General features: G+C 57.0%; 21 protein-coding genes. 7 read left to right on the top strand and 14 right to left on the bottom strand.

Features of this window, described 5'->3' with window-relative positions; genetic code table 11:
* Positions 1-70: 70 nt before the first annotated feature.
* Complete coding sequence (gene cueR, locus NQ842_RS18745) at positions 71-481, top strand: Cu(I)-responsive transcriptional regulator (RefSeq protein WP_014830920.1); 411 nt, start codon at positions 71-73, stop codon at positions 479-481.
* Here the strand turns inward: cueR and NQ842_RS18740 are convergent.
* Both NQ842_RS18740 and NQ842_RS18735 read right to left on the bottom strand, forming a co-directional pair.
* Positions 478-930 carry an NfeD family protein gene (locus NQ842_RS18740; RefSeq protein ID WP_014830921.1) on the bottom strand — a complete coding sequence of 151 codons (453 nt, stop codon included), beginning with the start codon at positions 928-930 and terminating at the stop codon, positions 478-480. The genes cueR and NQ842_RS18740 overlap by 4 nt on opposite strands.
* On the bottom strand, positions 927-1,841 hold the full coding sequence (locus tag NQ842_RS18735) for an SPFH domain-containing protein (protein ID WP_008499312.1): 915 nt from the start codon (positions 1,839-1,841) through the stop codon (positions 927-929). Before NQ842_RS18735 ends, NQ842_RS18740 begins: the two co-directional genes overlap by 4 nt.
* 155 nt (positions 1,842-1,996) lie before the next feature.
* Between NQ842_RS18735 and fetA the strand changes: the two genes are divergently transcribed.
* Complete coding sequence (gene fetA, locus NQ842_RS18730; RefSeq protein ID WP_046888524.1) at positions 1,997-2,668, top strand: iron ABC transporter ATP-binding protein FetA; 672 nt, start codon at positions 1,997-1,999, stop codon at positions 2,666-2,668.
* Positions 2,661-3,443 (top strand): iron export ABC transporter permease subunit FetB, encoded by a 783-nt coding sequence (fetB, locus tag NQ842_RS18725; protein WP_014830924.1) that lies wholly within the window; start codon positions 2,661-2,663, stop codon positions 3,441-3,443. The genes fetA and fetB overlap by 8 nt, the downstream gene beginning before the upstream one ends.
* A 70-nt stretch (positions 3,444-3,513) precedes the next feature.
* Here fetB and NQ842_RS18720 read toward each other — a convergent pair whose 3' ends face one another.
* The 3 genes from NQ842_RS18720 to tesA are packed head-to-tail and all read right to left on the bottom strand — an operon-like array spanning position 3,514 to position 5,849.
* A complete protein-coding gene (locus tag NQ842_RS18720) occupies positions 3,514-4,368 on the bottom strand; it encodes a co-chaperone YbbN (protein ID WP_257256195.1) in 855 nt (284 codons plus the stop codon).
* A gap of 58 nt (positions 4,369-4,426) precedes the next feature.
* Positions 4,427-5,197 (bottom strand): SDR family oxidoreductase, encoded by a 771-nt coding sequence (locus tag NQ842_RS18715; RefSeq protein WP_257256194.1) that lies wholly within the window; start codon positions 5,195-5,197, stop codon positions 4,427-4,429.
* A 28-nt stretch (positions 5,198-5,225) separates the two neighbouring features.
* Positions 5,226-5,849, bottom strand: coding sequence for a multifunctional acyl-CoA thioesterase I/protease I/lysophospholipase L1 (tesA, locus tag NQ842_RS18710; RefSeq protein WP_014830926.1), 624 nt, complete (start codon positions 5,847-5,849; stop codon positions 5,226-5,228).
* On the opposite strand from tesA, the gene ybbA reads away from it, so the two are divergent.
* From ybbA to NQ842_RS18695, 3 genes are all read left to right on the top strand, one after another.
* Entirely contained in the window at positions 5,820-6,506 is a 687-nt protein-coding gene (gene ybbA, locus NQ842_RS18705; protein ID WP_013095914.1) for a putative ABC transporter ATP-binding protein YbbA, read from the top strand. The genes tesA and ybbA overlap by 30 nt on opposite strands.
* On the top strand, positions 6,503-8,917 hold the full coding sequence (ybbP, locus tag NQ842_RS18700; RefSeq protein WP_257256192.1) for a putative ABC transporter permease subunit YbbP: 2,415 nt from the start codon (positions 6,503-6,505) through the stop codon (positions 8,915-8,917). The genes ybbA and ybbP overlap by 4 nt, the downstream gene beginning before the upstream one ends.
* A 182-nt stretch (positions 8,918-9,099) precedes the next feature.
* Positions 9,100-10,245, top strand: coding sequence for a porin (locus NQ842_RS18695; RefSeq protein WP_014830928.1), 1,146 nt, complete (start codon positions 9,100-9,102; stop codon positions 10,243-10,245).
* Between the two features lie 123 nt (positions 10,246-10,368).
* Here the strand turns inward: NQ842_RS18695 and mnmH are convergent, their stop codons facing one another.
* The 7 genes from mnmH to ppiB all read right to left on the bottom strand — a co-directional run bounded on the left by mnmH (position 10,369) and on the right by ppiB (position 15,091).
* Complete coding sequence (mnmH, locus tag NQ842_RS18690) at positions 10,369-11,439, bottom strand: tRNA 2-selenouridine(34) synthase MnmH (protein WP_046888527.1); 1,071 nt, start codon at positions 11,437-11,439, stop codon at positions 10,369-10,371.
* Between the two features lie 95 nt (positions 11,440-11,534).
* Positions 11,535-12,602, bottom strand: coding sequence for a 5-(carboxyamino)imidazole ribonucleotide synthase (gene purK, locus NQ842_RS18685; protein WP_257256191.1), 1,068 nt, complete (start codon positions 12,600-12,602; stop codon positions 11,535-11,537).
* The gene (gene purE / locus NQ842_RS18680; protein ID WP_013095919.1) at positions 12,599-13,108 is read right to left on the bottom strand and encodes a 5-(carboxyamino)imidazole ribonucleotide mutase; all 510 of its coding nucleotides are present in this window, start codon (positions 13,106-13,108) and stop codon (positions 12,599-12,601) included. The genes purK and purE overlap by 4 nt, the downstream gene beginning before the upstream one ends.
* A 161-nt stretch (positions 13,109-13,269) precedes the next feature.
* A complete protein-coding gene (locus NQ842_RS18675) occupies positions 13,270-13,455 on the bottom strand; it encodes a hypothetical protein (RefSeq protein ID WP_046888529.1) in 186 nt (61 codons plus the stop codon).
* A 65-nt stretch (positions 13,456-13,520) separates the two neighbouring features.
* A complete protein-coding gene (locus NQ842_RS18670; RefSeq protein WP_013095921.1) occupies positions 13,521-13,730 on the bottom strand; it encodes a YdgH/BhsA/McbA-like domain containing protein in 210 nt (69 codons plus the stop codon).
* A gap of 140 nt (positions 13,731-13,870) precedes the next feature.
* Positions 13,871-14,593, bottom strand: coding sequence for a UDP-2,3-diacylglucosamine diphosphatase (gene lpxH, locus NQ842_RS18665; protein WP_014830932.1), 723 nt, complete (start codon positions 14,591-14,593; stop codon positions 13,871-13,873).
* 3 nt (positions 14,594-14,596) lie between these two features.
* Complete coding sequence (gene ppiB / locus NQ842_RS18660; RefSeq protein WP_000256009.1) at positions 14,597-15,091, bottom strand: peptidylprolyl isomerase B; 495 nt, start codon at positions 15,089-15,091, stop codon at positions 14,597-14,599.
* A gap of 174 nt (positions 15,092-15,265) precedes the next feature.
* On the opposite strand from ppiB, the gene cysS reads away from it, so the two are divergent.
* Complete coding sequence (gene cysS, locus NQ842_RS18655; protein ID WP_014830933.1) at positions 15,266-16,651, top strand: cysteine--tRNA ligase; 1,386 nt, start codon at positions 15,266-15,268, stop codon at positions 16,649-16,651.
* 52 nt (positions 16,652-16,703) lie between these two features.
* On the opposite strand, the gene NQ842_RS18650 is transcribed toward cysS, so the two are convergent.
* Both NQ842_RS18650 and malI read right to left on the bottom strand, forming a co-directional pair.
* Positions 16,704-17,231 (bottom strand): metal-dependent hydrolase, encoded by a 528-nt coding sequence (locus tag NQ842_RS18650; RefSeq protein WP_014830934.1) that lies wholly within the window; start codon positions 17,229-17,231, stop codon positions 16,704-16,706.
* A 74-nt stretch (positions 17,232-17,305) separates the two neighbouring features.
* Complete coding sequence (gene malI / locus NQ842_RS18645; RefSeq protein WP_020685029.1) at positions 17,306-18,322, bottom strand: Mal regulon transcriptional regulator MalI; 1,017 nt, start codon at positions 18,320-18,322, stop codon at positions 17,306-17,308.
* Between the last annotated feature and the right edge of the window lie 40 nt (positions 18,323-18,362).

The following is an 18,362-nucleotide window of genomic DNA, read 5'->3' as shown; positions in this document are numbered from 1 at the left end:
CGGAGTAACGCTTTTCGCTAACTGTTATGAAGGTTAAACCTTCCATCAAGGGGAAGGTCAAGGGGGAAATGTGAATATCAGTGATGTTGCGAAAAAAACCGGATTGACCAGCAAAGCGATCCGTTTTTATGAAGAGAAGGGGCTGGTGACGCCGCCGCTGCGCAGCGAAAACGGCTACCGCAGTTATACGCAACTGCATCTGGATGAGCTGACGTTACTGCGTCAGGCACGGCAGGTGGGTTTTAACCTTGAAGAGTGCGGTGAGCTGGTTAATCTGTTCAACGATCCAAAACGCCACAGCGCAGACGTGAAAAAGCGCACGCTGGAAAAAGTGGCGGAGATTGAACGCCACATTACGGAGCTGGAAGCGATGCGCAAGCAGCTGCTGGCGCTGGCGGAGTCCTGTCCGGGGGATGACAGCGCCGACTGCCCGATTATCGATAATCTGGCCGGCTGCTGTCATCGTAAGGCGCATGCCTAGCAGGCTTTAACCCGAAGCGTAATTCCTTCCACCGCAATGACCTCAACCCGCGTCCCGGCGCTGAGGTCATCGTCGGCCACCACCGGCCATGAGCTATCGCCCACGCGCATGTGTCCGCGGCCGTTCACCAGCGCGGTCTCAAGCGTAAAACGTCTGCCGACAATCTGCTGTCCACGCTGATTGAGGTGGGCATCGACCGGCTTTTGCTCTTTAACCTGACGGTTGAGCCAGCGCCACCACAGCCAGGCGGCCACCAGCGTCAGCACGGCAAACAGCGCGCCCTGCCACGCCCAGTCCAGGGGCAGCAGCCAGACCAGCAGCCCGGTAATGACCGCGGCCACACCGCTCCAGAGCAGATAACCGTTGCCACCAAGCATCTCTGCGGCCAGCAGTAAGCCGCCCAGGCTTAGCCAGAAAGCATGAGGATGTGCGACGATCAGCTCAATCATTTTTTGCGCTCGTTTCCACTGTCTTTAATCAGTTCAGCAATCCCGGCGATAGAGCCCATCAGACTGCTGGCATCCAGCGGCATCATGACCACTTTGCTGTTATTTGCCGAGCCGATCTCTTTCAGCGCATCGGTATATTTTTGCGCGACAAAGTAGTTCACGGCCTGGATGTCACCGGCGGCAATAGCCTCGGATACCATCTGGGTTGCGCGGGCTTCCGCTTCGGCAGAACGCTCACGCGCCTCCGCCTGCAAGAAGGCGGACTGGCGATCCCCTTCCGCCTTCAGGATCTGCGACTGTTTTTCCCCTTCGGCTTTCAGGATCTCCGCCTGACGCACCCCTTCGGCTTCCAGAATATAGGCACGCTTGGTTCGCTCAGCCTTCATCTGGGCGTTCATCGAGGCGATGAGCTCGGCAGGAGGACGAACGTCCCGGATCTCAATACGGGTCACTTTAATGCCCCACGGGTTTGTCGCTTCATCAACAATATGCAGCAGACGGGTGTTGATGCTGTCACGCTGAGAGAGCATTTCGTCCAGCTCCATAGAGCCGAGTACCGTACGGATGTTGGTCATCGTCAGGTTGACAATCGCCAGCTCCAGGTTGCTCACCTCATAGGCGGCTTTTGGCGCATCGATAACCTGAATAAAGCAGACGGCATCGATGGTGACGTTGGCGTTATCCTTGGAAATAACCTCCTGCGAGGGGATATCCAGTACCTGTTCCATCATGTTGATCTTACGACCAATTCTGTCCATGAAGGGAACAATCAGGCTTAAACCTGGCTGGAGTGTATTGGTGTAGCGGCCGAAGCGTTCAACGGTCCACTGATATCCCTGCGGGACAATTTTGACCCCAGCCCCCACGATAACCAGGGCAACGAAAATAAGGACAGGAACAACGATAAGCATAAAAACCTCCTGTTTTGCATGCTGTTGATGAGTGAAAATGCATGTTTATTGTTCATTAGTATATCGGCTATCGGGTTGAAATTCGCCTCTGAAAACAGGCTGGAAAAAGATTATGCTACAGACGATTCTTACAAGACGCGGTTAATGGAAGCGGAATGAGCGATAAAACAAACGTATTACACCTCAGGGATGTTGGATTTCGTGTCGGGAATAACACGATCCTTCAGCACGTCGGGTTTTGCCTTGCACCGGGCGAGTTTAAATTAATCACCGGGCCGTCAGGTTGCGGCAAAAGCACATTACTGAAGATTGTGGCTTCACTGTTAAGCCCCACGGAAGGAACCATTCTGTTTGAGGGTAACGATATTGCGACCCTCTCCCCGGAACGCTATCGCCAGCAGGTCTCGTACTGCGTCCAGACCCCTTCGCTGTTCGGCGAAACGGTTTATGACAACCTGATCTTCCCGTGGCAGATTCGCCAGCAAACGCCGGATCCTGAAAAATTTATCGCTGACCTGGCCCGTTTTGGCCTGGCGCAGGAGACGTTGACTAAATCCATCAATGAGCTGTCCGGGGGCGAAAAGCAGCGCGTCTCGCTGATTCGTAACCTGCAGTTTTTACCGAAGGTGCTGCTACTCGACGAAATCACCAGCGCGCTGGATGAGGCCAATAAGCGCAACGTGAACGACATCATCCATCGCTACGCCAGCGAACAGAATATCGCCGTGCTGTGGGTGACACACGACTCAAACGAAATTGCCCATGCGGATGATGTCATCACGCTGCAGCCGCAGGGTGGAAAATGGCAGGAGGCAAACCATGGGTGAGCATAATATCACCAACGAATCGCTGGCGTTTTCGATGGTACTGGTACTGGTGGCGATTGTCGTGAGCTACCGGGAAAAGCTGGGGCTGGAGAAAGATATCCTCTGGAGCATCTGCCGTGCGGTGATCCAGCTCATCATCGTTGGCTATGTGCTGAAGTACATTTTCAATGTTAATCATGCGGTGCTGACGCTGCTGATGGTGCTCTTCATCTGCTTCAACGCGGCGTGGAATGCGCAGAAGCGCAGCAAATATATCGATAAGGCGTTTGTCTCGTCGTTTATTGCCATTACGACCGGGACCGCACTGACGCTGGCGGTGCTGGTGCTATCTGGCTCTATTGAGTTTACGCCGATGCAAGTGATCCCTATCTCCGGGATGATCGCCGGGAACGCCATGGTGGCGGTAGGGCTGTGCTACAACAACCTTGGCCAGCGTTTTAGCAGTGAGCAACAGAAGCTGCAGGAGAAGTTAAGCCTGGGGGCAACCCCGAAAGTGGCGTCGGCGCGGCTGATTCGCGAGAGTATTCGCTCCTCGCTGATCCCCACGGTAGATTCGGCGAAAACCGTCGGACTGGTGAGCCTGCCGGGGATGATGTCAGGGCTGATCTTCGCCGGCATTGATCCGGTGAAAGCGATCAAATATCAGATCATGGTGACCTTTATGCTGCTCTCTACGGCGAGCCTGTCGACCATCATTGCCTGTTACCTGACCTACCGGAAGTTCTATAACGCCCGGCATCAGCTGGTGGTGACGCAGCTGAAAAAGGTGCGGTGATTATGCCGGGCCTGCAGGTCTGAAAATGTTTTGTAGGCCCGGTAAGCGATAGCGCCACCGGGCTTTTTTATCAATACAGCAGCGCGTACAGCTGACGACGGTACTTCGACGCCAGCGCATCGCCGGTACCCAGCGCGGCCAGGATCTCCTGGAACATTTTCCGTGCCTGACCGTCTGCGGCCGCCAGATCGTTTTGCAGATGGCTGAACAGCAGTTCCAGCGCCTCTTCGTTTCGGCCCACCTGGTGCAGCTGGAGTGCCAGCTGGCTTGCCAGCGCGGCGTCGGCCGGGTTATCGGCAACCTGCTGCTGCAGTTGCTGGATTTCCGGGGTATCCGCCGCCTGTTTTAGCAGCTCAATTTGCGCCACGAGGCCCTGGTAGCGGGTGTCCTGATCCTGCAACGGGATCGTCTTCAGCACGGCTTCAGCGTCTTCTGAGCGGTGCAGGGCAATCTGCGTTTCAGCCAGCAGCAGGCCAATCTGGCTGTTCTGCTTAGAGAGCTGCCAGGCGTCTTTCAACAGCGGCAGCGCGTCGTCGTATTGACCTTCCTGCATCAGCGCCATGGCTTTCTGCGCTTTTAGCTCCTCCTCACGCGGCAGCACTTTATCCAGCAGGGCGCGGATCGCCTCTTCAGGTTGCGGCCCCTGGAAGCCATCGACAGGCTGTCCGTTCTGGAAAAGGTAAACCGTTGGGATGGCGCGCAGGCCAAACTGAGAGGCCACCATGGGTTCTGCATCACAGTCCAGTCTGGCGAGAATGAACTGGCCGTTGTATTGCGCGGCAAGGCTTTCGAGGACCGGCGTCAGCTGCAGACAGTGTTGGCTGCGTTCAGACCAGAAGTAGAACAGTACCGGTTTAACCATCGACTGTTCGAGGACCTGTTGCAGGTTTGCTTCAGTGATATTGACGATATTCTGTACGGACATGCGGCATTCTCTTTTATCGGTGTGTTATTTACATGGGGATGAGCGTCGTCGCTTCAACTCAACCGTGTAAAATTTTGTCCATCATCCGGCCCGGCAGCAGGCGTTTTAACCAGCCTACGGCATGGGTGACCAGCGTTACCGGGTAGCGCATTTTGGGGTTATCGCTCTCAAAAGCATGGCGCACTTTCGCGACAACCGCTTCCGGCCCAAGGGTAAAACGTGCGGCAATGCCGGGGTTTTCGACCGGGTTGTCCGCCTGCGTCTGGTTAACGTTATCCGTAAACCGGGTGCGGATGGGACCGGGTTCAATCAGGCTCACCTTAATCCCGCTGTGACGCAACTCCATGCGCAGGGCGTCCGACCATGCTTCAAGCGCATATTTGCTGGCGGCATACGCGCCGCGGCCGGGGGTAGAAATCAGCCCCATCACCGAGGAGGTCATCACGATACGCCCTTCACCGTGTGGCAGCATCGCCGGAAGCAGGCGCATGGTGAGCTGATGCACACCGAAAAAGTTGCTGGAAAACTGTTGTTCAAGCTGTTCGCGGGAGATCGTATTCAGCGGGCCATAGAGACCGTAACCGGCATTATTGAACAGACCGTACAGACGGTTGCCGGTAAGGGCGATCACCTCATCGGCGGCGCGTTCAACGCTTTCTGGTGAGTCCAGATCCAGCAACACGCTGGTGAACCCCATCCCGTTGAGGCGTTCCACATCGTCAGGTTTACGGCAGGCCGCCAGCACCTGAAATCCCTGACGCTTTAATTCGAGCGCACTTTCAAGACCAATTCCGCTGGAACATCCTGTAATTAAGACCGATTTTTGCATAACTTTACCTGTCAGGATCTCCGCTTAATCAGGAGTCATGGTTAACTAAAGGAGCCAGCCGCGTTGCCATCCAGTCGGCAATAAACGGCTGCGCATCGCGATTGGGGTGGATCCCGTCATCCTGCATCCAGTTGGGTTTGAGATAGACCTCTTCCATGAAAAATGGCAGCAGCGGAATATCAAACTCGTTGGCAAGCTTAGGGTAGATCGCACTAAAGGCTTCATTATACCGACGACCGTAGTTGGCGGGCAGGCGAATTTGCATCAGCAGCGGCTGGGCGTTCGCGGCTTTAATGTCCTTCAGGATGGTGCGCAGGGTTTGTTCCGTTTGCTGAGGCTGGAAGCCACGCAATCCGTCGTTACCGCCCAGCTCCACCAGTACCCATCGCGGTTGATGCTGTTTGAGCAAGGCTGGCAGACGCGACAGGCCCTGCTGCGAGGTATCACCGCTGATGCTGGCGTTGATAACAGCTGTTTTGCTCTGCCATTTTTCGTTGAGCAGAGCCGGCCAGGCCGCACTGGCGGCCATACGATAGCCTGCGCTGAGGCTGTCGCCGAGAACCAGTAACGTGTCCGCTGCCGCCGCGCGGAAAGTCATCAGAATCAAAAACAGGAAGGGCAAATGCCAGCGGAAAACATTGTTGAAGTTCATCGTCTTAAGAAGTCCGTCGGTCAGGGGGAACACGAGCTTTCCATCCTCACCGGAGTTGAACTCGTTGTCAAACCTGCCGAAACCATTGCGCTGATTGGCGAATCCGGTTCCGGAAAGTCCACGCTGCTGGCTATTCTGGCCGGACTGGACGACGGCAGCAGCGGCGAGGTTAACCTGGTCGGACAGCCGCTGCATCAGCTTGATGAAGAGGCGCGTGCCGCGCTGCGTGCCCGTCACATCGGCTTTGTGTTTCAATCCTTCATGCTGATCCCCACCCTGAACGCGCTGGAAAATGTTGAGTTGCCCGCGTTGCTGCGCGGTGAAAGCAGCCGTGAAAGCCGCGATCATGCGAAGGCATTGCTGGAACAGCTGGGGTTGGGGAAACGCCTTGACCATCTTCCGGCGCAGCTTTCCGGTGGAGAGCAGCAGCGCGTGGCGCTGGCCCGCGCATTTAATGGTCGCCCGGAGGTGCTGTTTGCCGATGAACCCACCGGGAACCTGGACCGTAAAACCGGCGATAAGATTGCCGATCTGCTGTTCTCGCTCAACCGGGAACATGGCACCACGCTGATTCTGGTCACGCACGATCCGCAGTTGGCCGCCCGCTGCGATCGTCGCCTGCGGCTGGTCAATGGTGAATTGCAGGAGGAAGCATGATTGCCCGCTGGTTCTGGCGCGAGTGGCGCTCGCCTTCGCTGCTGATTGTCTGGCTGGCGTTGAGCCTGGCGGTGGCCTGCGTGCTGGCGCTGGGCAGCGTCAGCGATCGCATGGAGAAAGGGCTTAGCCAGCAAAGCCGCGAATTTATGGCGGGCGACAGGGCGCTGCAAAGCTCCCGCGCCGTTCCGCCGGGCTGGATAGACGAAGCGCGCAAGCGGGGGCTGAAGGTCGGGGAGCAGATAAGCTTCCAGACCATGACCTTCGCCGGTGACACGCCGCAGCTGGCCAGCGTCAAAGCCGTGGATGATATCTACCCGATGTACGGTGAACTGCAGACCAGCCCGCCAGGCGTCAAGCCGAAACCCGGTACGGTGCTGCTGGCACCGCGACTGATGGCGCTGCTGAACCTGAAAACCGGTGACAGCATCGACGTGGGGGACGCGACGCTGACCATTGCCGGGGAGGTGGTTCAGGAACCCGATTCCGGCTTTAACCCGTTCCAGCTCGCCCCACGCTTGCTGATGAACACCGCAGACGTGGCGAAAACCAACGCCGTGCAGCCGGGGAGCCGCGTCACCTGGCGCTATAAGTTTGGCGGCACGCCTGTGCAGCTGGAGGCGTATGAAAAATGGCTTCTGCCGCAGTTAAAACCGGAGCACCGCTGGTACGGGCTTGAGCAGGATGAAGGCGCGCTCGGCAAGTCTCTTGAACGCTCTCAGCAGTTTCTGCTGCTCTCGGCGCTGTTAACCCTGCTGCTGGCCGTGGCGGCGGTAGCCGTGGCGATGGGGCACTATTGCCGCAGCCGTTACGATCTGGTGGCGATCCTCAAAACCCTTGGCGCGGGCAGGGCGCAATTGCGGAGGCTGATTGTCGGCCAGTGGCTGATGGTGCTGGCGCTGTCGGCCGTCACCGGTGGGGCGACAGGTCTGTTGTTTGAAAAGCTGCTGATGATGCTCCTGAAACCGGTACTGCCTGCCGCGCTGCCGCCAGCAAGCTTCTGGCCGTGGCTGTGGGCGATTGGCGCGATGACCGTGATTTCATTGCTGGTGGGGTTGCGCCCGTACCGGCTCCTGCTCGCCACCCAGCCGCTACGCGTGCTGCGCCGCGATGTGGTGGCCAGCGTCTGGCCGCTCAAATACTACCTGCCGGTGATGATTGCCGTGGTGGTCGGGCTCCTTGCCTGGCTGATGGGCGGGAGTACCCTGCTGTGGGCCGTGCTGGTCGGGGCGGTGGTTCTGGCGCTGCTGTGTGGCGTGCTGGGCTGGATGTTGCTCACTGTTCTGAAAAGGGTAACGATAAAATCCCTTCCCGTGCGGCTGGCGGTGAACCGTCTGCTGCATCAGCCGTGGTCAACGCTGAGCCAGCTTTCGGCGTTTTCGCTGTCGTTTATGCTGCTGGCGCTTCTGCTGGTGCTGCGCGGGGATCTGCTGGATCGCTGGCAACAGCAGCTTCCGCCGGAAAGCCCGAACTATTTTCTGATCAATATTGCCCCCGAACAGGTGACGCCACTGAAGGGTTTCCTGTCCGGGCATCACATTATTCCTGAGTCGTTCTATCCGATCGTGCGTGCACGCCTGACGCAGATCAACGGTCAGTCGACGGAGGGGAATAAAGATGAGTCGCTCAATCGTGAGCTAAACCTGACCTGGCAGGAGAAGCGCCCGGATCACAACCCGATCACCGCCGGAAGCTGGCCGCCGAAGGCCGGGGAAGTGTCGATGGAAGAGGGGCTGGCGGAGCGTCTGAAGGTGAAGCTGGGAGACAGCGTGACCTTTACCGGCGACACGCAGGACTTCAGCGCCAGGGTTACCAGCCTGCGCAAGGTTGACTGGGAAAGCCTGCGGCCTAACTTCTTCTTCATCTTCCCGCCGGGCGCGCTGGACGGGCAGCCGCAGAGCTGGCTGACCAGCTTCCGCTGGGAAAACGGCAACGGCATGCTGACGCAGCTTAACCGGGAGTTTCCGACGGTGAGCCTGCTGGACATCGGTGCGATCCTCAGACAGGTCGGGCAGGTGCTTGAGCAGGTCAGCCGCGCGCTGGAGGTGATGGTGGTGCTGGTGACGATCTGCGGCGTGCTGTTGCTACTGGCGCAGGTACAGGTAGGCATGCGTCAGCGTCACCAGGAGCTGGTGGTCTACCGCACGCTGGGCGCAGGCAAGCGACTGCTGCGCGCCACGCTCTGGAGCGAGTTCGCCCTGCTGGGGCTGGTGGCAGGCCTGGTGGCAGCCATTGGCGCAGAGGCGGCGCTGGCAGTACTGCAGGCGAAAGTCTTCGACTTCCCGTGGGAGCCAGACTGGCGTCTGTGGCTGACGCTGCCGGTGTGCGGTGCGCTTCTGCTTTCACTTTGCGGTGGCTGGCTCGGAACGCGGCTGTTAAAAGGCAAAGCACTGTTCCGCCAGTTTGTCAGTTAGTTCACAGACGTGATGGTTGCGTACCGGTTTAAATGCTGGTATGCAGCCTGTTAACAGCACAAATCGATAATACCCACTCATTTAGTAGCACAAAACATTAAAAACCCACCCACACAGTCCGTTTATTTCCAGTTAATATTCACACGCTAAATATTTAGCAGCGTGTCTATTAAGGAAAAATAATGACTATAAAAACAACCGCGCTGGCGACAGCTATTGGCGCAGCAGTGGCATTAACCTCCTTCGCATCTCAGGCGGAAATCACGGTTCTTAAGCAAGATCCGCAGGCGGGTAACCCGCTGAGCCGTCTGAACTTTACCGTTGGCGGCAGTATTCGTCCTCAGTTCCAGAACATGACGGGCGACGACGGTAAAAACAGCTACAAACGCAACGGCTTCGACGGCGGCACCCGTTTCCGTTTTGCGGCAGATTACTATCTGTTCGACGACATCAGCTGGATCAGCTACTACGAACTGGGTGTGAATATCCCTGCCCAGTTCAACTGGGATCATCACTATGCTGACGGTGCCCACGACACCACGCGCCGTATGCTCTACACCGGCCTGAAGAGCGACACCTGGGGTACGCTGACCTTCGGTCAACAGAACAGCGTGTACTATGATGTGGTGGGTGTGAAAACCGATATCTGGGACTACGACATGATCGCCCAGGCACCAGGTAACGGCATCAATGGCGACTACGATGGCTCTTATCGTTCACGCAATATGCTGAAATATAAGAAAACCGTTGGCGACGCTGATATCTACGCCTCTTACCTGTTTGAAGACAGCGAATACCTGCCGGGTAACGGTCTGCGCTACAAGCGTAAAGGCGGCGGTTCCCTGGGTATTGATTACCACCTGACCACCGACCTGACCTGGGGCGCGGCATGGAACTACACCCGTGCGGACATGCGCAACCCGGACAACGGCGACAGCAAAACCTATGACCAGAACATCCTCGGTACCGCGCTCAGCTGGACGCCGGATAACTGGACCTTCTCTGCTGGCGGCGGCTGGTATCAGAACTTCCTGACCACCAAAAAAGTGTCTGTGAACGACTACTTTGCCGGTGACGCATGGGGTATCGAATACTTCGCAGGGTACAAATTCCCAATCAATCAGTATGCGGTTAAATCCATCCAGCCTTACTTCATGGGTGACCGTATCGAGTACGTGAACGGCCGTAACTACCAGCGCATCGACAACGGTGTGGGTATCAGCTTCCAGCTGGATTACGGTTTCCGTGTGGATTACGAACACGTGTTCACCTCCAGCACCGACAACCTGGGCGATATGAACCTGGTGCGTCTGCGTTACGACTTCTAAAGTCGAAGCACAGGGTGCGGTCTGATGCCCTCACCCTGGCCCTCTCCCACAGGGAGAGGGTACAAACAGTAAAAACGGCAACCAGGTTGCCGTTTTGCTTTTACCTTGCCACCCGGCTTTCTTTTAGCGATCAAGCCACTCAGCAATTTCTTCGTACGTCCCGCGATACACAATCTTCTCCGCTTTCTTCTCCAGCTGATAGCCGTACATCGGGTCGTAATAATCTCTGAGCAGCGGCGCAAGCCAGCTAAAGTGTGCGTCAGTGCTGCCAGAGCGTTGTTGTTCCAGCAGCGCGGAATCTAACAGCGCGGTGAATTCCGCATAACGCTGCAGCCCCAGACGGCGGCGAATGGCGAACAGGCCGTGGTGCAGATACTCGCTATACTCCTTCCAGCCAGCCTCTTCGCCGTAGGCGGCAGAAAAATCGGCCCACATATGGTCGAAATACTCTTCGCGCAGGCGCTCAAGACGAATGTCAAACGGATCCTCTACCACCACGATAGGGGCTTCGGTCATCCGGTCGCGCAGGCATTCCGGCAGATGGTTAGAGCCAATCATCCTGCCCTCATCCTCCAGCACCCAACGTGCAGCATCCTTTTTCAGCAGTTCGACGGCAAGGTGATTTTCAAAGCTTGCCTGGGAAAGCTGTGGTGTGAGCGTGCGGCCAAACGACGAGCCGCGATGGTGAGCCAGCCCTTCCAGATCGATCCCCTGCGCGTGCTGCTTCACCAGCAACGTTTTACCGTTTCCGGTACAGCCGCCAATAAGCACCATCGGTTTTTGTGACTGCTCGAGGGTGACCTGAATCGCCGCCTGACGCAGGGCTTTATAGCCGCCGCGGATCAGCGGGTAATCCACACCCGCCTCTTTCAGCCAGGCCTGTGAGATATGCGAGCGCTGTCCACCGCGCGCGCAGCAGAGATAGCCTTCAGGACGGGCAAGACAGGCTTCGCGCCAGGCGTTGATTCGGGCCTCACGCGTGTCGCCGCTCACCAGGCTGTGGCCGAGCGCCAGCGCAGCGTCGGGCCCCTGGCGTTTGTAGCAGGTCCCCACGGCGGCGCGTTCGTCGTCATTCATTAAAGGCAGATTGATTGCCGCAGGCATCGCACCCTGCGCAAATTCTATCGGCGCGCGAACGTCGATTAAGGGGGTATCGGACGCGAGGATCGCGCGATAATCCGTTCCATCGTTCATGGTTATTCCAGAAATCAAAACAGCAATGGAGGGGGATTTTACGCGCGTGGGGAGAGGCCGGGGAAGGGGAAGATCAACTCCCCGGCATTTATCGCTTATTTGAGCTTTGACTGCGCCCAGACAATCCCGCTTGCGTATTCCGGCGGCAGGAGAGGGATCATTGCTTCCAGGGTAGCGCTCAGGCGGCCTGCGTCGCTGTCGTTCAGGTTAAGGTGACCCACTTTACGACCCGGACGAACCTCTTTGTCGTACCAGTGCAGATGCACCAGCGGCAGCTTCAGCCAGTCGTAGTTCAGATCGGTACCGATCAGGTTGATCATCACCGACGGGCTGTTGACCACCGGCTGCGGCAGCGGCAGGTCAGTTATGGCGCGCAGGTGCAGCTCAAACTGGCTGATTGATGCGCCGTTTTGGGTCCAGTGACCGCTGTTGTGAACGCGCGGTGCCAGTTCGTTGATCAGCAGACCGGACGGCGTTACAAAACACTCCATCGCCATCACGCCCACATAACCCAGTTCATGCATAATGGCTGAGAGCATCTCTTCCGCCTGGGCCTGCTGTTCAGCATTGGCCTGGGGGAAGGCGACGCTGGTGCGTAAGATCCCGTCCTGATGCAGGTTATGGGTCAGAGGATAAAATACGGTACGCCCGTCGTGGCCGCGAGCGCCAACCAGCGACACTTCACCGCTGAAGTTAATGCCCTGCTCAACGATGCACTCTCCGTAGCACTCTTCCGGCAGTTCGGCTGTTTCGTGCGCGCGCAAACGCCACTGTCCGCGGCCGTCATACCCGCCGACGCGACGCTTTACAATCGCCAGTTCGCCCAGCATTGCGTAGACATCGTTCCACTCGCTTTTATCAGACAGCAACTGCCACGGCGCGGTCGCCAGGCCGAGCTTGTCGAACAGCTGTTTTTGCGTCAGACGGTCAGCAATGATGGGGAACACGTCGCGGTTCACAAAAGCGTTATGGCGCGCCAGTTCACGGGTCAGCGCGGTTTCCGGCCAGCGTTCGATCTCGGCGGTTATCACGCTCTGGTGGAACGGCACGGCTTCGGGTTCGGCATCCAGACCGACCGGCCAGACGGCAATGCCCAGCGGTTCGCCGGCCTGGCGCAGCATGCGGCCTAACTGACCGTTACCGAGAACGCAAACCTGCTTCATGCCGCACCCCGCGGGTCCGGGTTGTCCAGCACCTCGTCGGTCTGGGCTTTACGCCAGTCAGCCAGACGCTGGTGTAAGGCTTTATCGTGCGTCGCCAGAATCTGCGCCGCCAGCAAAGCCGCGTTTGCCGCGCCCGCTTTGCCGATGGCCAGCGTACCCACAGGAATACCACGCGGCATCTGCACGATGGAGTAAAGGCTGTCGACACCGCTCAGTGCGGCGCTCTGCACCGGAACACCCAGTACCGGCACCAGCGTTTTGGCGGCAATCATGCCTGGCAGATGTGCTGCGCCGCCCGCACCGGCAATGATCACCTCGTAACCGTTCTCTTGCGCGCTTTCGGCAAAGCTGAACAGTTTATCCGGCGTGCGGTGTGCGGAAACCACTTCAACGTGGTGAGGAACATTCAGGATTTCAAAGATTTCGGCGGCGAACTGCATGGTAGCCCAGTCGCTTTTGGACCCCATCACGATGGCGACACGCGCCGGATTATTGCGGGAAGACATGCGTCTTAAAACTCCTGTGGTGCGAAACACACTGCTTTCGAGGGCACAGAGAATAGCATGTAATACGGGCAAGGAAAACGGTTGCGCGGTTAAAAACTGAGCCGTTGTGGCACCCTGAGGATAACAAAACAGACCGCGTTCAGGCGGTCTGTTTTGAGAGGTTACTGAAGATCCCCTGCGGTCAGGTTCTCTTTGTCGAACGCGTGGCTGACATCAATATGATTCACCAGGCTGGTGTCGATATTCGAGCCTGCTTCCGGTGTGGAGAAGCCTTTCTCCGCCGCCATCGCGCCAGTGGACAGTCCGGCCGCCAGCAGCAGGGCACTTACGATGCTGATTTTTTTCATTCTCTTTCCTTCCTCATCGTCTTGTCGCTGTCGCAGATGGACTGGCGGCACGGCAATCAGTGGTCTTATTTAGTCAGTTCTGCGGTCATGTGCACGCGGTTGTTGAACTGTGCGCTGGTGATTTTGTAAGACGCGCCCTGTTCAGCAGCCTGAGCGGCAATTTTCGCTTCTGCACGGTCAAGGGTAGAGGCTGTCGCGCTGACGCTTTGTGCGAAAGAACCGAAAGAGATCAGAGACAGAGCGGCAACTGCAACGAAAGTTTTGATAGATTTCATGGTCGTATTCCTTAAGTGTTTTGTTTGGGATAGGGCGTGTTGCCCTGATGTGATAAATGATAGGCCGACCACGGGCTGATTAAAATCGAAACAATTTGCCGATATCGTTCAAAAAAATAGAATGAATTTTGCGGGAGAGATTAAAACGGAAAAGCGATCAGTTCCACGCCTTCAGGCGTGACTTTAACCATCGATCCTTCGCTGTGCCAGGCACCCAGTACCACACGGTGAGCCGGTTCGCCGTTGGCGACCAACGTATGCACGTCGGGACGGTGGGTATGACCGTGGATCAACCACTGGACGTGGTGTTTCTCCATCACGTTCACCACCGCCTGCGTGTTGACGTCCATGATGGTCATCGACTTGCTGCTGTTGGCGGCTTTACTGCCCGCGCGCATTCTGGCGGCGATACGGTTACGGATAAACAGCGGCAGGGCAAGGAATACCTTTTGGATCCATGGGGTGTGGACCTTCGCGCGAAACGCCTGATAGCCGGTATCGTCAGTACAGAGCGTGTCACCGTGCATGATCAGGACTTTTCGACCATAGAGGTCAAGCACCTGTTCTTCTGGCAGCAGCGTCATGCCGCTTTCGCGGGCGTAGCGAGGACCGACCAGAAAATCGCGGTTGCCGTGAATGAAGTAGCAGGGAACGCCGGAGGTGACCAGCGCGTGAATGGCGGCAGCCATTTCACGATGCAGAGGGTTCGGGTCGTCGTCGCCGATCCAGGCTTCAAACAGGTCGCCAAGGATGTAAAGCGCGTCGGCGCTTCTGGCTTCACCCGCTAAAAAACGCAGAAAACCGGCGGTGATCGCCGGTTCTTCTGTTTGCAGGTGCAAATCTGCAATAAAGAGTGTCGCCACGAATTACTCGCTGACGGTCACGCTGGTAATCACAACGTCTTCTTTTGGAACGTCCTGATGCATGCCGCTGCGGCCGGTGGAAACGGCTTTGATCTTGTCGACCACGTCCATACCTTCAACCACTTCTGCGAATACGCAGTAGCCCCAACCCTGCAGGCTTTCGCCGGAGAAGTTCAGGAAGTCGTTGTCAGCCACGTTGATGAAGAACTGCGCGGTGGCAGAGTGAGGTGCCTGAGTACGCGCCATCGCCAGCGTGCCACGGGTGTTTTTCAGACCGTTGTTGGCTTCGTTTTTGATCGCTTCTTTGGTTTCTTTCTGGCGCATGCCAGGTTCAAAACCGCCGCCCTGGATCATAAAACCGTTGATCACACGGTGGAAGATGGTGTTGTTGTAGAAACCTTCGCGGCAGTAGTCCAGGAAGTTTTTAACTGTTTCAGGCGCTTTGTCATCAAAGGTTTTGATTACGATATCGCCATGATTAGTGTGGAAAGTAACCATTTTTGCATCCTGTTCCGTTATTGTGGTACGTCGACCCGCGTTCGGGTCATATATAGGGGCCTGTTATAGCATAACCACAGGATGCGATCACCTTGCATTGTGTGCTGCTTCGGGTTTGAATTACGGGTAGAATACCCGGTTTTCGTCCACACACGTGTTTACATGGAATCTTCGATGTTAAAAATCTTTAATACAATGACGCGCCAGAAAGAGGAATTTAAACCTATCCATGCCGGGGAAGTCGGCATGTACGTGTGTGGTATTACGGTTTACGATCTCTGTCATATCGGCCATGGCCGTACCTTTGTCGCGTTCGACGTGGTGTCTCGTTACCTGCGTTTCCTCGGGTATAACCTGAAGTACGTGCGCAACATCACCGATATTGACGACAAAATCATCAAGCGCGCTAATGAAAATGGCGAAAGCTTTGTCGCGCTGGTGGATCGTATGATCGTTGAGATGCACAAAGATTTCGACGCGTTAAACATTTTGCGCCCGGACAGCGAGCCGCGTGCAACCCACCATATTCATGAAATTATCGACATCACTGAAAAGCTGATCGCACGCGGTCATGCGTACGTTGCGGACAATGGCGACGTGATGTTCTCGGTGCCAACCGATCCCACCTACGGCTCGTTGTCCCGTCAGGATCTTGACCAGCTTCAGGCCGGCGCGCGCGTTGACGTGGTCGACGTGAAGCGTAACCCAATGGACTTCGTGCTGTGGAAGATGTCCAAAGAGGGCGAACCAAGCTGGCCATCTCCATGGGGTGAAGGGCGTCCAGGCTGGCACATTGAGTGCTCGGCGATGAACTGCAAACAGCTGGGCAAACACTTCGATATTCACGGCGGCGGTTCAGACCTCATGTTCCCGCACCACGAAAACGAAATCGCGCAGTCCACCTGTGCGCACGGCGGCGAGTATGTGAACTACTGGATGCACTCCGGGATGGTGATGGTTGATCGCGAGAAGATGTCTAAATCGCTGGGCAACTTCTTCACCGTACGTGACGTGCTGAAGTATTACGATGCGGAAACCGTACGTTACTTCCTGATGTCCGGTCACTACCGCAGCCAGCTGAATTACAGCGAAGAGAACCTGAAACAGGCGCGCTCGGCGCTGGAGCGTCTGTACACTGCGCTGCGCGGTACCGACAAGTCCGTGGAGGCTGCGGGCGGCGAGGCGTTCGAGGCCCGCTTTGTTGAGGTGATGAACGATGATTTCAACACGCCGGAAGCCTACTCCGTGCTGTTCGACATGGCGCGTGAAGTCAACCGTCTGAAGTCAGAAGATATGGCGGCAGCGAATGCGCTGGCTTCTCACCTGCGCAAACTCTCTTCCGTGCTCGGCCTGCTGGAGCAGGAGCCGGATGCCTTCCTGCAGAGCGGCGCACAGGCGGATGACGGTGAAGTGGCGGAGATTGAAGCGCTGATTAACGCACGTCTCGAAGCCCGTCAGGCTAAAGACTGGGCGGCAGCAGATGCGGCGCGTAACCGTCTGACCGAGATGGGGATCATCCTGGAAGATGGCCCTCAGGGGACCACCTGGCGCCGTAAGTAATTTTCCTCTCACCCTAACCCTCTCCCTGTGGGAGAGGGCCGGGGTGAGGGCATCAGCGCGCACGCTTTCGCCACCACAACAATCCCATCAGCACCACCCCCGGCAGCCATACCCACAGCAGTTCAGAGATAATCACCTGATGCCCGTACGGCGTGGTGTAGCGAGACAGCGCAAACGGCGCGACCTTGATCACCTGCCACGGCGCAAAGAACCGTTCATCTGACCACGGCCACAGCCAGCCGACGCCTTTCCCGCCGGTGGTGATGGAATCGAGCAGGCTGTGCGACAGCAGCGACACGGTTAAAAACAGCCAGCAGCGCGTCAAACTTGCCCTGAACCATCGTCGCCCGAACAGTACGCAGAGTATCGGCACCACGAAGGCAAACAGCAGTGAATGGGTAAAGCCGCGATGGCCGAAAACGTTGCCGTAAGCAACGCCGAACTTAAACGCCAGCACGTCGGCATCGGGCAGCATTGCGAGCACGACACCGGCGAAAAGCAGGCGGGGAGGGATAACCCGGGTTCCCAGACCTAAGCCCAGGCAAAGCGGAACAGCAGCGTGAGTAATAACGGTAGGCATCGTAATTTTCCATGACAAATCATGGCAATATAGCAGCGATTTCGCTGGAACTGACCTGTGCTAAATTCCGATTTTTACGCCGATTCCCGCGCGATAAGCTGGCCGGAGAGGGTAATGCGCTGCGTCTGCAGCTCTGGCTCTTTCAGCTTACGGATGATAAGACCCGCCGCCTGGCGGCCTGTCTCGTCACTGGCGGAGGAGACATAGGTAAACGACGGCGAGGTCAGGTTGACGTGCAGCATATCTTCAAAGCCCACCAGTGCGACCTGCTGCGTCAGAAACACGTCTTTTCCCACGGTGCGGCCCACCTGATGAATGCCGCTAATGCAGCCGATCATCGCATCCGGTGAATGGCAGAGCAGGGCGGTGATGGTGTTGTTTTTCTCAAGCAGCTGGCGGGTCGCCATCGCCGCGGCTTGCGTGTCATCGCTGCAGGCCGGGGAGCTTTCATCGCGCCACACCAGCCCGTTCTGGGTCATTGCGCTGCGAAATCCGAGCAGGCGTTGCTCGCGAATAAGACAGCCTTCCCGCCCGCCAATGTAGGCGATGTTGCGGTGCCCACGTTCAATAAGATAGCGCGCGGCCAGGTTCGCCGCCTGGCGGTTATCGCGCATCACCAGGTTGCATTTTTCGTCCAACAGAGACTGCGAGACCACCACCAGCGGCAGCGGACACTGGCGGATCTGCTCCGGCAGGGTTGAGGAGCGCGTATCAGAGGCGAGATAGATCACGCCCGCCACGCCCTGTTGCTTAAAGGAGAGCAGAGTACGCTCTAAATGCTCCCGATCGTTCAGCGGCTGGCCGAGAAAAACCATATACCCCTGCTTCTCCAGCTCCTGGACGATACTCGCCATGACTTTGATGGAAAAGCTGTCGCTAAAATCACGCAGGATCAGGCCGATCAGGTTGGAGGTGTTGGCGCGAAGGTTGGCAGCGGCAACGTTATGAACATAGCCCAGCGTCGTGATGGCGGCATTGACCTTCTCGATCGTTGCTTCGGAGATTTTCCCTTTCTGACGTAGCACCAGCGATACGGTAGAGACCGACACCCCCGCGTGCTTTGCGACATCAATGATGCTGACTTTCTTCAAAACCGCTCCCTGAAATTTACCGATTATCAGCCAGATACGA

It is taken from the genome of Enterobacter cloacae complex sp. R_G8 (assembly GCF_024599795.1).
In the GTDB taxonomy this organism is placed as follows: Bacteria; Pseudomonadota; Gammaproteobacteria; order Enterobacterales; family Enterobacteriaceae; genus Enterobacter; species Enterobacter dissolvens.
This window is presented reverse-complemented; position numbering and strand designations above follow the sequence as displayed.

What these genes read in the sequence shown, in the direction of transcription:
- NQ842_RS18715 (WP_257256194.1), bottom strand. Translation starts at nt 5,197, where the DNA reads ATGCAAAAATCGGTCTTAATTACAGGATGTTCCAGCGGAATTGGTCTT.
- NQ842_RS18740 (WP_014830921.1), bottom strand. Translation starts at nt 930, where the DNA reads ATGATTGAGCTGATCGTCGCACATCCTCATGCTTTCTGGCTAAGCCTG.
- cysS (WP_014830933.1), top strand. Translation starts at nt 15,266, where the DNA reads ATGTTAAAAATCTTTAATACAATGACGCGCCAGAAAGAGGAATTTAAA.
- fetA (WP_046888524.1), top strand. Translation starts at nt 1,997, where the DNA reads ATGAGCGATAAAACAAACGTATTACACCTCAGGGATGTTGGATTTCGT.
- fetB (WP_014830924.1), top strand. Translation starts at nt 2,661, where the DNA reads ATGGGTGAGCATAATATCACCAACGAATCGCTGGCGTTTTCGATGGTA.
- tesA (WP_014830926.1), bottom strand. Translation starts at nt 5,849, where the DNA reads ATGAACTTCAACAATGTTTTCCGCTGGCATTTGCCCTTCCTGTTTTTG.
- purK (WP_257256191.1), bottom strand. Translation starts at nt 12,602, where the DNA reads ATGAAGCAGGTTTGCGTTCTCGGTAACGGTCAGTTAGGCCGCATGCTG.
- ppiB (WP_000256009.1), bottom strand. Translation starts at nt 15,091, where the DNA reads ATGGTTACTTTCCACACTAATCATGGCGATATCGTAATCAAAACCTTT.
- mnmH (WP_046888527.1), bottom strand. Translation starts at nt 11,439, where the DNA reads ATGAACGATGGAACGGATTATCGCGCGATCCTCGCGTCCGATACCCCC.
- NQ842_RS18650 (WP_014830934.1), bottom strand. Translation starts at nt 17,231, where the DNA reads ATGCCTACCGTTATTACTCACGCTGCTGTTCCGCTTTGCCTGGGCTTA.
- ybbA (WP_013095914.1), top strand. Translation starts at nt 5,820, where the DNA reads ATGCCAGCGGAAAACATTGTTGAAGTTCATCGTCTTAAGAAGTCCGTC.
- NQ842_RS18670 (WP_013095921.1), bottom strand. Translation starts at nt 13,730, where the DNA reads ATGAAATCTATCAAAACTTTCGTTGCAGTTGCCGCTCTGTCTCTGATC.
- NQ842_RS18720 (WP_257256195.1), bottom strand. Translation starts at nt 4,368, where the DNA reads ATGTCCGTACAGAATATCGTCAATATCACTGAAGCAAACCTGCAACAG.
- purE (WP_013095919.1), bottom strand. Translation starts at nt 13,108, where the DNA reads ATGTCTTCCCGCAATAATCCGGCGCGTGTCGCCATCGTGATGGGGTCC.
- NQ842_RS18695 (WP_014830928.1), top strand. Translation starts at nt 9,100, where the DNA reads ATGACTATAAAAACAACCGCGCTGGCGACAGCTATTGGCGCAGCAGTG.
- NQ842_RS18675 (WP_046888529.1), bottom strand. Translation starts at nt 13,455, where the DNA reads ATGAAAAAAATCAGCATCGTAAGTGCCCTGCTGCTGGCGGCCGGACTG.
- ybbP (WP_257256192.1), top strand. Translation starts at nt 6,503, where the DNA reads ATGATTGCCCGCTGGTTCTGGCGCGAGTGGCGCTCGCCTTCGCTGCTG.
- NQ842_RS18735 (WP_008499312.1), bottom strand. Translation starts at nt 1,841, where the DNA reads ATGCTTATCGTTGTTCCTGTCCTTATTTTCGTTGCCCTGGTTATCGTG.